Here is a 13,611-nt window from a genome sequence, read left to right as displayed (position 1 = left end):
TTATCGGGCCGTGACCTTGACGTCGCCTGCAGACGCATCCGGACCTCTCGCCCTGAGCGAACCGGCCACTGCGCCGCGGCCACGGCTCTAGGATCGTGACATGGCCGGATTCTGGGGCAAACGCAAGCGGGAACAGCAGGAACTGCAGGGGCAGGACGCCGATCTTGCCCGCCGCGCCGGCGCGGCGCTGGTCGCGACCGACGAACGGCTCCGGGTCACCACCGACGAACTGGTCTTCGCGGAGGCCGAGCTGGGCGCGGAGTCCACCGCCGAGCTGCGCGAAGCGCTCACCGCGGTGCGGCACCACCTGGGCGAGGCGTTCCACCTCAACCAGCTCAACCACGACGACATCCCCGACACGCTCGAGGAGCTGCGCACCCGCAACGCCCGGATCGTGCAGCTGTGCGAGTGGGCCGACGATCTGCTCGATGACCGCACCGGCGCCCTCGCGGAGCGCATCGAACGCGCCCGGCGCGCACCCGAGATCCTCGCCGGCGTCCGCTCGGAGGTCCAGCGCCTGACCGATCGGCTCCCGGCGGCACGCACGGTCGTCGAACGGGTCAGCCGTCGGTACGCCCCCGAAGCTCTGCAGCGCATCGCCGGCAACCCCGACGAGGCCGCCGGCCTGCTGGAGTTCGCCGCACACGGCGCCGAGGTCGCCGAACGGCGCCGCGACGCCGGGGAGCGGGGACCTGCCAACCTGGCGCTGGAGACGGCGACCGAGGCGGTACGCCGCGCCGCGACGCTGCTGGATGCCGTCGACGACTTCGAGGTCGAGGCGCTGCGCGCCCAGTCGACGCTCGCCGCGGTCGTGGCCGACTCCCGTGAAGACATCGTCGCCGCGCGCAACGCGCCGCAGGTGCCGGCGGTGACCACCGCCGTCGCCGAGTTGGAACGCGCGCTGGCGAGCCTGTCCCCCGCCGGCGGCAAGGCGGACCCGTTCGCCGAGCTGACGGTGCTGCGTGAGAAGAACGCCGCACTGGACACCGTGATCGCCAAGGCCCGCGAGCGCGCCGCCCGACCCGTTCCCGCCGAGGCGCACGTGCGCCACGCCGTCGACGACGCCGACCGCCAGCTGGCGGTGGCCCGCTCGGTCATCGCCGGTCACCGCGGCTGGATCGGCGCCGACGCTCGCACCCGCCTGGCCGAGGCGGAGAGCCTGCGACTCGACCTCGCACCCATCATCACCGGCACCACCATCCCGGAGGACGATCGGGAGAAGGCCCTCGCCGACGCCCGCCGCTGCGGCCTGCTCGCCTCCGAGGCGCTGCAGTACGCCCAGCGCGACATCGACTCGTCCCGCCCGCAGGATCCCGGCTGGGGCGGCCCGCAGGGCGGCTACGGTCGCGGTGGTCTCGGTGGCAACAACATCATGGGCGGTCTGCTGGGCGGCCTCGTGATCGGCAGCCTTTTCGACGGCATGTTCGACTGACCCGGCACGACCCGAGCACGACGAAAAGCGGATGCCGCGTGGATTGGTCCACGCGGCATCCGCTTGTTCATGCGATGGCTACGACGCCAGCTTGGCCTCGGGCGGCGCCGTGGCCGCGAGCGAGATTACGCCGTAGTCCCAGCCCTTGCGCCGGTACACGACGCTGGGCTGGTCGGACCGGGCGTCGATGAAGAGGAAGAAGTCGTGGCCGACCAGCTCCATGCGGTCGACCGCCTCTTCGACGGTCATCCACTCCGCTTCGAAGTTCTTCGTCCGGATGACCACCGGGGTGTACTCCGGCTCCTCCGTGGTGCCCGTCTGCACGGGGATGTTGCCGGTCGCGACGGCTTCCAGGACGTCCAGCGACGCCGGCTGCACGTCGATTCCCTCGAGTGCGCCGTTCTCCTTCTTGAACGTCGCCCCCCGCGGGTGGTTGCGGGCGTCCAGACGCTTCTCCTTGGCCCGGCGCAACTGTTCAGCGAGCTTGTCGACCGCCAGATCCAACGCGGTGAACTTGTCACCGTCGGTGGCCTCGGCCCGCACGAGCGGACCCTTACCGGTGAGCGTCAATTCCACGGTCTCGTCCTCGACTCGACCGTTGTGGTACGCCCGGTGGGTCACCTTGACATCGAGCCGCTGGGCTCGGGGAGCGAGGTGTTCTACACGGAGGGCCTTCTCTTCGACAACGGTGCGGAATCGATCGGTGATTCCCACGCCCACGCCGACGATGCTGGTATCCATCCTTGACCTCCTTGGTCCGGTCCGCCCGGTCAAGGGCGGACCATCAGTCGCCTTGTCCCTTCAACGCTACTGCGCCCGGGTGCCCCTGTCACTTCGAAGGTGCCGTATGTCGGCGGTTCGCCGTCGCCGCCACCGTGGCCGCCCCCACCACCACGGCCCCCGCCGCGCGCAGTGCACGTGCCGCCTCGGTCAGGGTCGCACCGGTGGTGACGACATCGTCCACCAGCACGACCGACAGCCCCGCGACGTCGTGCGCGCGCATGCTCAGCGCGACGTTCTGCGCTCGTTGGTCGCGGTGCAGCCCCCGCTGGTCTGCGGTGGCCCGCACGACCCGCAGCAGCCGCTGGGGGTGGACACCGGCACGCCGGGCGACCAGCTCCACCGGCCGGTAACCGCGTCGCCGCATCGCACCGCCCGACGCGGGCACCGGCACCACCAGGCCACCCCCGATGCCGGCCAGAGCCGCGGTCAGCGCCGGGGCGAGGGAAGCCGCCAGCGACGTGCGCCCGTCCTCCTTGAACGCCCGGATGACGCGCGCCGTCACGCCGTCGAAGGCGAGGCCGCTGCAGACGTCGAGGGAGTCCAGGCGGCGGCGCTGGGTCACCGGAGCAAGCGCCGCACGGCACGTCGGGCAGAGCGCGACGTCGGGCAGGTCGCAGCCGGCGCACCACGTGGGAAACGCCAGCGACAGCGCCTCGGCGAGCGCGTCGCGCACCGGATGAGCAGAACCGGACATGCCGTCAGTGTGCGCCGCCGGGCGTCGCACGCGTCGGTGCCGAGACCGGATCCGGGGATCCGGTCGAGCCTCCCGCGGCTGGGGAGGAATCGTCAGCGCGGCATGCCCTGCGCGGTGGCCAGTACCCGGATGCCGGGGACACCGGTGACGAACTTGCCCCAGTTCGTGCCCCGCAGCACGTAGAGGTTGCCCTGGGCGTCCAGCAACCGCGGGACCGAGGCCTGGTTGGTCGGGGCGATCGTGGTGACCCCGGCCGGCGCGGTCAGCGCGGTGCCGGCGCCGCCGACGATCTGCTCGACCAACTGCGAATCGCCCGCGACGTCGACGACGATGCCCAGGTGGGTCGCATCGAGCCAGGCGACGGCCACGCCCGTGCCGGCCAGGCTCGCCAGTGCGTGCGGCTCCCCCAGCCGCACCGGCACCGCACCCTCACGGATGATGCCGGCCACCCAGACCGCCGGACCGCCGCTGCCTTGCACGAGCGCGGCGACCCGGGTCCCGTCCCGCGACACTGCCATCGCGGTGACGCCGGTGGCATCGGGCCAGGCGCCGGCCACCTGCACGATCTCGCCCTCCGGACCGAACGCCTGCAGCGCGCCGGGGACCGAGCGCGGAACGCTCCACACCCAACCAGCGGTGTCGATGGTGGGGGCGATGAGACCCGCGCGGGTGTCCACATCCGCCCAGCCTGCAGCGGTGTCCACGCGGGCGACGGTCCCGGTGCCGCGTAGGAGTGCGGCAGCTTCGTGGTCCGCCGCGACCTGGACGGCGACGGGTGCGGCATCCACGACCGCATCCGACAGTGCGAGCGGTTCCAGCGTGTCCCCGGCGAGGAACCCGAAGCCCTCGTCGGCGAGCACGAGCGGCTGTTGCGGCACCCGCGTCGGCGTGGTCGCGACGACCGACGCGGCCAGGGGCTGACCGTCCACGGTCAGCTGGACCTGGCTGACCCCGGCCCCGGCGAGACTTTCGACCAGCTGCGTCTGCAGTCGGTCCAGTGTGGTGCGGTCCAGATCCAGCGCCCCGGCGGTCAGTTCGATCTGCGCGGTGCCGTCGTCCTGCACCGGGACCGTGCGGGCGGCGAGGAGGACGTCGCCGGTCACGGCGGTGGCCACGGCCCCCTCCAGCCACGGGCTGGGCCCGCCCTCCAGCAGCGCGCTGGCGATACTGGTGGCGGGGTTCGTGGTGGTGAACCACCGCACATCGGGCACCAGGTAGTTCCAGGAGGGGTCGAAGTAAGCCAGCGGGTAGCTGCGGAAGACGTCTTCGAACCGGGCGTCGTCCAGCACGATGCCGTTCGGCGCCTCGCTGATGCGCCACTGTCCGTCCTCCTGAGCCAGGCGGAACGGCAGGTCCTGCCCTTCCCCGCCGACGTCATGGTAGGCACCGCTCTGATCGACCGTCGCCTCGGCGGTGACGTTGAGCATGATCTCGTCTTCGGCGACCTCGACGTACTCGCGGTCGGCGAAGTCGTCGATGGTCACCCCGGCAAACGGGTTCCACACCTCGCGTGCGCCCTCGGTGAGGTACTCGCGGGCGGTGGCCCACTCGCCGCGCGTGCCCGACCCTGCCCGGATGAAGCCCTCGACGATCTCGCGGGGCGTCGCACCCGGCTGCGGCGGGTCGGCGACGAACGTGATGTCCGGCGGCCGCGCATCGCGGTCGCGCTCCAGGCCGGGATTGACGGGGCCGCTGGTGGGCAGGCCCGCGCAGGCGGACAGGATCATCGCGGATGCCGCCGCGACTGCGACGGCGACGAAGCGGAACGGTCGTCTCATCGCTGATCTCTCCAGTCTGCCGGCGGGATCTCGATCGGCTGGGTGAGACCGAGCGAGTCCAAGGCGCCGTCATCGCCCGGGTCCGCCGGGATCGGCGAGTGCCCGTCGAACTGGGCGCCGTGCCGCGGGATGGTCAGAACGAAGTTCGTCCCCCGGCCCAGCTCCGACCACACCGCCAGGCTCCCGCCGTGCAGTCGGGCGTCGCCGAGTGCGATCGACAGGCCCAGACCCGTGCCCCCGATGGTGCGGCGGCGCGACGGGTCGGCGCGCCAGAACCGGTCGAACACCCGCTCGGCATCGGCGGCGGTCATCCCGAGACCGTAGTCGCGCACCCCGAGGGCGACCGCGTGCTGATCGCTGTCGACGGTCACCACGATGGGGCGGCCCTCGCCGTGCTCGATCGCGTTGCCGAGCAGGTTGCGCACGATGCGGCGCACCCGCCGCGGGTCCATGTCCACCGGGGAGTAGCCGCCCGGTGCGATGAGGCGCACGTCGGTGCCGTGCTGGTCGGCCAGCTGCTGCATCGAGGCGATGACGTCTTCGGCGAGCTGGGTCATACTCGTCGGTTCGCTCTCCAGTTGCACCGAGCCGGCGTCGTAGCGGCTGATCTCCAGCAGGTCTGTCAGGGGCGTTTCGAACCGCTGCACCTGCGCGTGCAGCAGCTCGGCGGCCCGCGCGGTGGTGGGGTCGAACGCGGCGCGCTGATCGTTGAGCATGTCGGAGGCGAGCCGGATCGTCGTCAGCGGGGTGCGCAGTTCATGCGAGACGTCCGAGACGAACCGCTGCTGCACGAGGGAGAGGTCGGCGAGGTCCTTAATCTGAGACTCGATGCTGTCGGCCATCGCGTTGAAGGAGCGCGCGAGCGTTGCCAGTTCGTCGTCGCCACGCACCTGCAGCCGCACGCCCAGTTCACCGTTGGCGAGCCGGGCGCTGGTCTCGGCGGCCTGCGCGATGGGGCTGGTCACCGACCGCAGCACGACCCACGAGATGGCGCCGATCAGCAGCACCAGCGCAGCCCCCACGATCCACAGCGTGGCCTGCACGAAGCCGAGCGTCTGCGCCGCGTCGGCCAGGTCGTAGCCGAAGTACAGCTCGTACGTGCCCGCTTCGGGCACCTGCAGCTGCTGACCCACGATGATGCCCGGGACGGTGCCGCCGTTGCCGTCGGGGAGGGCGACCGACTGCCACCACTGCAGGTCGCCTGCTTCCTGCACCGAGCTGCGCAGCCCGTCGGAGAGGAGGTTCTCGGTGAGGCCGCCGGTGGTGAATCCCTGCGGCGCGAGCGGCGCAGTCGGGTCGCTGCGCAACGCCGCGGTCATCTCCGTGGCTGCTTGGCGGGCGACGGTGCTGACGTTGACCATGAGGTTCTCCACGGCCACCGCGTCGCCTTCGACCTCCGCCGAATCCAGGGTCGCCTGCGCCGTCTGCGCCGTGCGGGCGGCGTCGGCGAGCACCTGCTCCAACCGCGACTGGAACAGGTCGTTCTGGATCGCCAGCGCCATGAAGACGAACGCCGCGAGCACCGCGAACGCGGTGAGCCCGAGCGTGAGCAGGACGGTGCGGAACCGCAGCGACCGCCGCCACGCGTACCTGACCTCGTCCGGCCAGCGGCGCCAGTCGCGCAGGCGGGACATCACGCGTCGCGACGCGCTCGCAGTGGACAAAGGCTGCCTCAGACCACCGCGCCGGCGCGGTAGCCGACGCCGCGCACCGTCGTGACGATCTTCGGGTTGTCCGGGTCGAGTTCCACCTTCGCGCGCAGTCGCTGCACGTGCACATTCACCAGGCGGGTGTCGGCCTTGTAGTGGTAGCCCCACACCTGCTCGAGCAGCATCTCGCGGGAGAAGACGTGCTGCGGCTTGGCGGCGAGCGCGACGAGCAGTTCGAACTCCAGCGGCGTCAGCCCGATCACGTCGTCCGCGCGGCGCACTTCATGCGCGGCGACGTCCACGCTCAGGTCGCCGATGCGCAGCGTGTCCCCCGTCTGCTGCGCGGCCGGGCGCAGCCGCGTGCGGATGCGGGCGACCAGTTCCTTCGGGTTGAACGGCTTGACGATGTAGTCGTCGGCACCGGATTCCAGCCCCCGAACGACGTCGGCGGTGTCGGTGCGGGCGGTGAGCATGATGATGGGCACACCGGATTCGGCACGGATCCGCGTGCAGATCTCGATGCCGTCCACGCCGGGAAGCATCAGGTCGAGCAGGACCAGATCGGGCCGGTGCGTGCGCCACGCGTCGACCGCGGCGGCGCCGTCGGCGCAGAAGACGGTGTCGAACCCTTCGGTGCGCAGCACGATGCCGATCATCTCGGCCAGCGCAGTGTCGTCGTCGACCACCAGGATGCGTGAGGTCATGTTTGCGTGCTCGTCCTCCGGGTTCCCCAGCCCACGCGCGAGGGAGCGGGCTTGCCCCAGAGTAACCGACGCCGCCGGGGGCGGGGCGCACCGGCGGGCACGCCGCGCCGCGGCATCCGCGCTGTATGACACGATAGGGACCACCCCAGCCGCCCAGGGAGAGTCATGACCGCATATCCGGCCTGGACACCTGCCGCCCGCCCGGGCATCATTCCGCTGCGACCGCTGTCGTTCGGTGTGATCCTCGGCCGCTCCTTCGCCGCGCTCCGGCAGAACCCGCGGGTCCTGCTCGGGTTCGCCGTCGCAGTGCAGTCGATCGCGACCTTCGTCGGTTCCGGAGCGATCGTCGCGGTGACGCTGTCGACGTTCCTGCGCTTGGACACCCTGCGCCCGGGCACCGCGGAGTTCGACGAGGTGCTGGCGGGTTCGATCGCGATCAGCTCGATCGCGGCGATCCTCATCAGCCTTGCCCTCGGCGCCTTGGGCGTGCTGGTACAGGGCGTCGTGGTGAGCGAAGTGGCCCACGCCGTCGTGGCAGAGAAGTTGACGCTCGGCGCGCTGTGGCGCCGCGTCAAGCCGGTCGCCTGGCGCCTGATCGGCTACACCCTGCTGCTGACCCTCGCCGTCCTCACCGTCATCGGCCTCGTCGTGGCAGGGGTCGTCGTGCTGGCGTTGGCGAACCCGGGCGGCGGGATCGCGTTGGCCGTCCTGCTGGTGCTGGCGGCGATCCCGCTCACGCTGTGGTTGACGGTGAAGCTGCTGCTGGTCGCCCCCGTCATCATCCTGGAGCAGGCAACGATTCCCCGCGCCGTCGCTCGCTCGTGGCGTCTCACCGTCGGGCGGTTCTGGCCGGCGCTGGGCATCGTCGTCATCATCTCCATCGTGTTCGGCACGATCGCGCAGGTGGTGACCATACCGTTCTCGTTCGCCACCACCGCCCTCTCGACGGTGTTCGCCCCGACCGGCGACCCCGATACCACCGCGATCGTCACGATCATCGTCGGCGGTGGCCTGACGCAGATCATCACCGTGCTCATCCAGGCCGTCGCGCTGATCGTGCAGTCCACCGCGACGTCGCTCATCTACGTCGACTGCCGCATGCGCCGGGAGGGCCTCGACCAGGACCTGCTCGCGTACGTGGAGCGTCGGGATGCAGGGGCAGGCGACCTCGCCGATCCGTACAGCCTGCACATCGGCCGGATCCTCGCACCGCACCCGCCGGCCCATACCGGGCACCCGGGGTACGGATACCCGGGTTACGGCGGCCAGCCGGGTTACGGCGGCCAGCCGGGGTACCCGCAGCAGCCGCCGTACCCGCAGGCGCAGGGGTATCCGCAGCGGCCGCCGTACGCCGCCGCGGCGCCTGCGGGCTCCCCCGCGCCGGCAGCGCCGGCAGCGCCGGCCGAGCGAGCGACCCCATGGGTCCAGCCCTGACCGCCGCCGCACCGCTGATCCCCGATGGGGATGAAGCGCGGGAATGGGCCGAACGCGAACTCGCCGACCCCGCCTACACGATCGCCGAACCGACCCCGCTGGACCGCTTCGCGCACGAGGTCGCGCAGTTCTTCCTCGACCTGTTCAACGCGGACCTGCCCGACGGGTGGGGTCCGTGGATGGCGGTACTGGTCACGGTGCTCATCGTCGCGGTGGTGGTCGTGGCGCTCGTGGTGTGGGGCATGCCGCGCACCTCGGCCCGCTCTCGCGCCGCGACCGAGTTGTTCGGGGAGCGCGAACAGCGCACCGCCGCCCAACTGCGCACCGCCGCCGAACAGCTCGCGGCACGACAGGAGTGGGATGCCGCGGTGGCCGAGCGCTTCCGCGCCCTCGCCCGGGGCCTGGGCGAACGCGCCATCGTGGACGGCGCCCCCGGCGCCACCGTCCACGCCTTCGCCCGCGACGCCGCGGCCGCCTTCCCCGCCCTGGCGGACGATCTCGAGCGCGCCGCGGCGGCGTTCGACGACGTCCGCTACCTCCGCCGGCCGGGAACGGCCGAGCTGTACCGCACCGTGGCGAGCGTCGACGATGCCGTGATCACCACCGCCCCGCACCGCCCCGACCTCGTCGTGGCCACCCCATGACCGCCCCGGCGCCGGTCGATCCGGCGACTCGCCGCCGTCGCACGGGGGGGTGGGTCGGCATCGCCGCCGCGTTCGTGCTCATCGGCGTCGGTTCTGCGGCGCTGCTCTCGCTCGCCGATTGGAACCCGCGCGATGTCCTGGACCCGGCCTCCGCCGGACCTACCGGAACCCGTGCGCTGGTCGAAGTGATGCGGGCACAGGGACTCACGGTCGAGGTGGCGCGGGATCTGGACGCGGCCGAACGAGCGGTCATGGCAGGACCTGCCACCCTCGTGATCACCGACACCGCTCCGCTGGATGATGCGACGCTGGAGCGGGTCGCGCAACTGGCCGATGACGTCGTGCTCCTGGACCCGCACACCCGCGATGTCCGTGTGCTGTTCGCCGACTCGCGGGCCGCGGGCTTCGGCGACGACGCCCTCACCGTCCCGGAATGCGGTCTGCCCGACGCGGAGCGGGCCGGCCCCATCGTCCCCGGCGCGGTGTTCACCGGCGCCGACGGGATCACCTCGTGCTACCCCTCCGGTGACGGCCACGCCCTGCTCGTCCATGGGCGGGATGAGGGGCGCCTTGCCGCCCTCGACGCCCGCGAGCTGTTCACCAACGCGCACCTCGCCGACAACGGCAACGCGGCGCTGGCGGCCAACCTGCTGGGCCGGCTCCCCCGGGTGGTCTGGTACCTCCCGGCGCTGGGCGACGGCGTGCTGCCCGACACGATGCCCACGCTGGGCGAGCTGACCCCTGATTGGGTCACCCCGGCGCTCGCGCTGCTGGGCGTGTCCGCCGTCGCCGCGATGGTGTGGCGCGGCCGCAGGTTCGGCCCGCTGGTGACGGAGGATCTTCCCGTCATCGTGCGGGCGGCCGAGACGACCGAGGGGCGGGCGCGCCTGTATGCGCGCTCCCGCGACACCGTCCACGTCGCAGACCAGCTGCGACACGGTGCGCTGGATCGGCTCACACGCACGCTGGGGCTGGGCCCCTCGGCTGCCGCGCACGAGATCGCCGACGTCGCGGCGGCGCGCCTGCACACCGACCGGGCGCGGGTGCGCGGCATCCTGCTCGAGGACCTGCCCGCCACCGACGCCGAGCTCGTGGCGCTCGCCGATGCCCTGCAGCAACTCGAGACGGCTGTCCGTCTCGCCGTCCGACCCGGGAGGAACCCACAGTGACCGACGTCGAAACCCCGTCCCCCACCATCCCCGCCGACGACGCCGCGCTGCGCGAGGCGATGAACCGGGTGCGCCTGGAGGTGGGCAAGGCGGTCGTCGGGCAGGACGGCGCCGTGACCGGTCTGCTCATCGCCCTGCTGGCCCGCGGCCACGTGCTGCTGGAGGGGGTACCGGGGGTCGCCAAGACGCTGCTGGTGCGCTCATTCAGCCGCGCGATCGGCCTGGACACCAAGCGCGTGCAGTTCACCCCCGACCTCATGCCCGGCGACGTCTCTGGTTCGCTGGTCTACGACGCCCGCTCCGGGGAGTTCGAATTCCGGCAGGGGCCGGTGTTCACCAACGTGCTGCTCGCTGACGAGATCAACCGCACCCCGCCCAAGACGCAGGCCGCGCTCCTGGAGGCGATGGAAGAGCGCCAGGTCTCCGCCGACGGCGTGACCCGGCCGCTGCCGGACCCGTTCCTCGTCGCCGCGACGCAGAACCCCGTCGAACATGAAGGCACCTACTCGCTGCCCGAGGCCCAGCTGGACCGGTTCCTGCTCAAGCTCGTCATCGACGTGCCCTCCCGCGACGCGGAGCTGGCGGTGCTGCGTCGCCACGCCGGCGGTTTCACCCCCGGTGATCTGGCCGCCGCGGGCCTGACCGCCGTCGTCGGTCCGGCCGAGATCCGCGCAGCGCAGCACGCCGCGGCATCCGTCGCCGTCGCCGACGACGTACTGGCGTACGTGGTGGATCTGGCCCGCGCGACCCGTCAGGCACCGTCGGTGCAGCTGGGGGCGAGCCCCCGGGCGGCGACCGCGCTGCTGGCCGCGGCCAAGGTGTGGGCGTGGCTCGGCGGCTACCCCGCGATCACCCCCGACCACGTGCAGGCGATGGTGGTGCCGGCGTGGCGTCACCGGCTGCGCCTGCGCCCCGAGGCCGAGATCGAAGGCGTCTCCGTCGAAGCGATCCTCACCGCGGTGCAGCAGCAGACCCCGGTTCCGAAATAGACACGAGCCGGATCAATGCCGCGCAGCGGCGTTGACGCGGCTGCGTGTCTAGGTTGAGTAGCGGCGCGTATCGAAACCCCGAAGGATCCATGTACGTCACCGGCCGTCTCCCCCTGCTCGTCGCCCTCGGCGTCGTGCCGGTCGTGCTGCTCGGCGCGGCGGGCATCCCGCCCTGGCCGGTCGTCGCAGGGTGGCTGCTGCTGTGCGTCGTCGTGATCGCCGTGGATGCCGCCATCGCCGCGGACCCGCGGACGCTGCGGGTGTCCCGCAGCGGCCCGGCGCGCACCCGCCTGGGCGAGCGGATCGACACGCAGGTGGTCGTCGACAACGTCGGCACCAGGCGCCTGCGCGGGCGGCTGCGCGACGCGTGGCAGCCCACCGCCGGTGCGCCGCAGCGGCGGGCCGACCTGGACGTGCCGGCGGGTGAGCGTCGCGTGATCGCGGTGCCGCTGCAGCCGCGCCGACGCGGCGAGCTGCGCAGCGAATTCGTCGTGGTCCGCTCCGCCGGCACGCTGGGGTTCGCCGGCCGGCAGGCCCGCCTCGAGGCCCCCGGCGCGGTCCGGGTGCTCCCCGCCTTCACCTCTCGCCGTCACCTCCCCTCTCGCCTGGCGCGGCTGCGCGAACTGGACGGCAACACCAGCGTGCAGGTGCGGGGGCAGGGCACCGAGTTCGACAGCCTGCGCGAGTACGTCCGCGGCGACGACGTGCGCGCGATCGACTGGCGCGCCACCGCCCGGGCAGGCACCACCATGCTGCGCACCTGGCGGCCCGAGCGCGATCGGCACGTGGTGATCGTCGTCGACACCGGCCGCACGGCCGCGGCCCGCGTCGGCGACGGGGTGCGGTTGGATGCCGGCATGGAGGCCGCGCTGCTGCTGGCCGCGCTGGCGAGCCGCGCGGGCGACCACGTGCACCTGGTGATGTTCGACCGGGCGCTGCGCGCCCGCGTGACCGGTGTGGACGGTGTGGCGCTGCTGCCCGCGATGGTGGATGCGATGGCGCCGGTGCAGGCCCAGCTGATCGACACCGACTGGGATGCCGCGTTCGCACAGGTGCGCGCGGTGACCTCCCGGCCGTCCCTGGTCGTGCTGCTGACCGCGCAGGACGCCCCCGAGGCCTCCCGTGGGTTCCTGGGGTCGCTGGGGGCTGTGACCCGACACGCCCATGTTCTCGTCGGCACCGCCACCGACACACCGCCCGACGACGCGGCGCCGGCAGCAGGGCGGCGGCGCACCGCCGACGACGTCTACCACGCGGCATCCCTCGAGCGCACCGCGCGCGATTCCGCACGGGTCGCCGCCGCCGTCGTCCGCGCCGGGGGCGACGCGCTGACGGCCTCGGCCGACGATCTGCCGCCGCGGATCGCGGACCGCTACCTGGCCCTCAAGGCGGCCGGCCGGCTCTGAGCCGGCCTCGGCCGCACCGCTGGGCCGCTTCCGGCGCGCCACACGTGGGGCTACTGTGAGCGGCGAAAGGAGCTGTCACCATGAGCAACGATCCTCGTCCAGAACAGCCCGTCGCCCCCACTCCCCTCGACCACACCCCCGCCGCCTCCGGCCCGTCGATGGCCCTGCGGCTGTCGGCCGAGGCGATGGGGACGTTCCTGCTGGTGTTCGGTTCGATCAGCGCCGCACTGTTCGCCTCCGATTTCGGCGTCGGCCCGAACGGGTCGTCGTTGGGGATCGGATTCGTCGGCGTCGCCCTCGCGTTCGGGCTGACCATCGTGGCCGGTGCATACGCGTGGGGGCCGATCTCCGGAGGTCACTTCAACCCCGCCGTGACGCTGGGCCTGGCCGCCGCCGGCCGCTTCCCCTGGAAGGACAGCATCGGCTACATCGTCGCGCAGATCATCGGCGGCGCGATCGGCACCACCCTGATCGTGCTGATCGGCCTGTTCGGGCCCGACGGCTGGCTGCGCTCGGCGCAGGACGGCGGTTTCGCCAGCAACGGCTTCGGCGAGCAGTCCCCCGGCGGATTCGGGCTGGGTGCGGCGATCGTGGCGGAGATCCTGTTCACCGCGATCTTCCTCTTCGTCATCCTCGGGGTGACCCACCCCACCCGCGGCACGAAGTTCGCGGGCCTGGTGATCGGGTTGACGCTGACCCTCATCCACCTGGCATCCATCCCGATCGACAACACGTCGGTCAACCCCGCCCGCTCCATCGCGACGGCGATCTACGGCGGCGGCGATGCGCTGCTGCAGCTGTGGGTGTTCATCGTGTTCCCGATCGTCGGGGCGCTGATCGCCGGATTCGCCAATCGCGCGCTGTTCGAAGGGCGCGAGTTCGGCTGAACCTGACACGAGCAACGGCCCGCCCCCTGAGGGGACGGGCCG

12 protein-coding genes are annotated in these 13,611 nt (G+C 72.3%); 7 read left to right on the top strand and 5 right to left on the bottom strand.

Translation table 11 applies throughout. The features are described 5' to 3' along the window. Positions 1 to 100 precede the first annotated feature (100 nt). The gene (locus QNO11_RS03830) at positions 101 to 1,432 is read left to right on the top strand and encodes a hypothetical protein (protein WP_257509409.1); all 1,332 of its coding nucleotides are present in this window, start codon (positions 101 to 103) and stop codon (positions 1,430 to 1,432) included. A 78-nt stretch (positions 1,433 to 1,510) separates the two neighbouring features. Here QNO11_RS03830 and hpf read toward each other — a convergent pair whose 3' ends face one another. The 5 genes from hpf to mtrA all read right to left on the bottom strand — a co-directional run bounded on the left by hpf (position 1,511) and on the right by mtrA (position 7,040). After that, positions 1,511 to 2,173 carry a ribosome hibernation-promoting factor, HPF/YfiA family gene (gene hpf, locus QNO11_RS03825; protein WP_257509408.1) on the bottom strand — a complete coding sequence of 221 codons (663 nt, stop codon included), beginning with the start codon at positions 2,171 to 2,173 and terminating at the stop codon, positions 1,511 to 1,513. A gap of 88 nt (positions 2,174 to 2,261) precedes the next feature. Further along, the gene (locus tag QNO11_RS03820) at positions 2,262 to 2,909 is read right to left on the bottom strand and encodes a ComF family protein (RefSeq protein WP_257509407.1); all 648 of its coding nucleotides are present in this window, start codon (positions 2,907 to 2,909) and stop codon (positions 2,262 to 2,264) included. Positions 2,910 to 3,001: 92 nt separating this feature from the next. Continuing rightward, the gene (locus QNO11_RS03815; RefSeq protein ID WP_257509406.1) at positions 3,002 to 4,687 is read right to left on the bottom strand and encodes an LpqB family beta-propeller domain-containing protein; all 1,686 of its coding nucleotides are present in this window, start codon (positions 4,685 to 4,687) and stop codon (positions 3,002 to 3,004) included. Further along, positions 4,684 to 6,321 carry an MtrAB system histidine kinase MtrB gene (gene mtrB / locus QNO11_RS03810; RefSeq protein ID WP_285169722.1) on the bottom strand — a complete coding sequence of 546 codons (1,638 nt, stop codon included), beginning with the start codon at positions 6,319 to 6,321 and terminating at the stop codon, positions 4,684 to 4,686. Before mtrB ends, QNO11_RS03815 begins: the two co-directional genes overlap by 4 nt. A gap of 38 nt (positions 6,322 to 6,359) precedes the next feature. Then, positions 6,360 to 7,040, bottom strand: a complete 681-nt coding sequence (gene mtrA / locus QNO11_RS03805; protein ID WP_257509404.1) for an MtrAB system response regulator MtrA — start codon at positions 7,038 to 7,040, stop codon at positions 6,360 to 6,362. A gap of 165 nt (positions 7,041 to 7,205) precedes the next feature. Here mtrA and QNO11_RS03800 point away from each other — a divergent pair, with 165 nt between their 5' ends. The 6 genes from QNO11_RS03800 to aqpZ all read left to right on the top strand — a co-directional run bounded on the left by QNO11_RS03800 (position 7,206) and on the right by aqpZ (position 13,569). After that, positions 7,206 to 8,474 (top strand): glycerophosphoryl diester phosphodiesterase membrane domain-containing protein, encoded by a 1,269-nt coding sequence (locus tag QNO11_RS03800; RefSeq protein WP_257509403.1) that lies wholly within the window; start codon positions 7,206 to 7,208, stop codon positions 8,472 to 8,474. After that, the gene (locus tag QNO11_RS03795; RefSeq protein WP_257509402.1) at positions 8,459 to 9,118 is read left to right on the top strand and encodes a DUF4129 domain-containing protein; all 660 of its coding nucleotides are present in this window, start codon (positions 8,459 to 8,461) and stop codon (positions 9,116 to 9,118) included. Before QNO11_RS03800 ends, QNO11_RS03795 begins: the two co-directional genes overlap by 16 nt. Then, positions 9,115 to 10,287 (top strand): DUF4350 domain-containing protein, encoded by a 1,173-nt coding sequence (locus QNO11_RS03790; protein WP_257509401.1) that lies wholly within the window; start codon positions 9,115 to 9,117, stop codon positions 10,285 to 10,287. The genes QNO11_RS03795 and QNO11_RS03790 overlap by 4 nt, the downstream gene beginning before the upstream one ends. Before the next feature lie 59 nt (positions 10,288 to 10,346). Further along, a complete protein-coding gene (locus tag QNO11_RS03785; protein WP_257509535.1) occupies positions 10,347 to 11,276 on the top strand; it encodes an AAA family ATPase in 930 nt (309 codons plus the stop codon). A gap of 89 nt (positions 11,277 to 11,365) precedes the next feature. Beyond that, complete coding sequence (locus QNO11_RS03780; RefSeq protein WP_257509400.1) at positions 11,366 to 12,682, top strand: DUF58 domain-containing protein; 1,317 nt, start codon at positions 11,366 to 11,368, stop codon at positions 12,680 to 12,682. Between the two features lie 158 nt (positions 12,683 to 12,840). Next, positions 12,841 to 13,569, top strand: coding sequence for an aquaporin Z (gene aqpZ, locus QNO11_RS03775; protein WP_257509534.1), 729 nt, complete (start codon positions 12,841 to 12,843; stop codon positions 13,567 to 13,569). The last annotated feature ends 42 nt before the right edge of the window (positions 13,570 to 13,611 follow it).

Origin of the sequence: Microbacterium sp. zg-B96 (assembly GCF_030246865.1) — a bacterium.
GTDB lineage: Bacteria > Actinomycetota > Actinomycetes > Actinomycetales > Microbacteriaceae > Microbacterium.
Note: the sequence above shows the minus strand (reverse complement) of the source record. Positions and strands in the feature narration are given on the sequence as shown.

What these genes read in the sequence shown, in the direction of transcription:
- QNO11_RS03830 (WP_257509409.1), top strand. Translation starts at nt 101, where the DNA reads ATGGCCGGATTCTGGGGCAAACGCAAGCGGGAACAGCAGGAACTGCAG.
- hpf (WP_257509408.1), bottom strand. Translation starts at nt 2,173, where the DNA reads ATGGATACCAGCATCGTCGGCGTGGGCGTGGGAATCACCGATCGATTC.
- QNO11_RS03820 (WP_257509407.1), bottom strand. Translation starts at nt 2,909, where the DNA reads ATGTCCGGTTCTGCTCATCCGGTGCGCGACGCGCTCGCCGAGGCGCTG.
- QNO11_RS03815 (WP_257509406.1), bottom strand. Translation starts at nt 4,687, where the DNA reads ATGAGACGACCGTTCCGCTTCGTCGCCGTCGCAGTCGCGGCGGCATCC.
- mtrB (WP_285169722.1), bottom strand. Translation starts at nt 6,321, where the DNA reads ATGTCCCGCCTGCGCGACTGGCGCCGCTGGCCGGACGAGGTCAGGTAC.
- mtrA (WP_257509404.1), bottom strand. Translation starts at nt 7,040, where the DNA reads ATGACCTCACGCATCCTGGTGGTCGACGACGACACTGCGCTGGCCGAG.
- QNO11_RS03800 (WP_257509403.1), top strand. Translation starts at nt 7,206, where the DNA reads ATGACCGCATATCCGGCCTGGACACCTGCCGCCCGCCCGGGCATCATT.
- QNO11_RS03795 (WP_257509402.1), top strand. Translation starts at nt 8,459, where the DNA reads ATGGGTCCAGCCCTGACCGCCGCCGCACCGCTGATCCCCGATGGGGAT.
- QNO11_RS03790 (WP_257509401.1), top strand. Translation starts at nt 9,115, where the DNA reads ATGACCGCCCCGGCGCCGGTCGATCCGGCGACTCGCCGCCGTCGCACG.
- QNO11_RS03785 (WP_257509535.1), top strand. Translation starts at nt 10,347, where the DNA reads ATGAACCGGGTGCGCCTGGAGGTGGGCAAGGCGGTCGTCGGGCAGGAC.
- QNO11_RS03780 (WP_257509400.1), top strand. Translation starts at nt 11,366, where the DNA reads ATGTACGTCACCGGCCGTCTCCCCCTGCTCGTCGCCCTCGGCGTCGTG.
- aqpZ (WP_257509534.1), top strand. Translation starts at nt 12,841, where the DNA reads ATGGCCCTGCGGCTGTCGGCCGAGGCGATGGGGACGTTCCTGCTGGTG.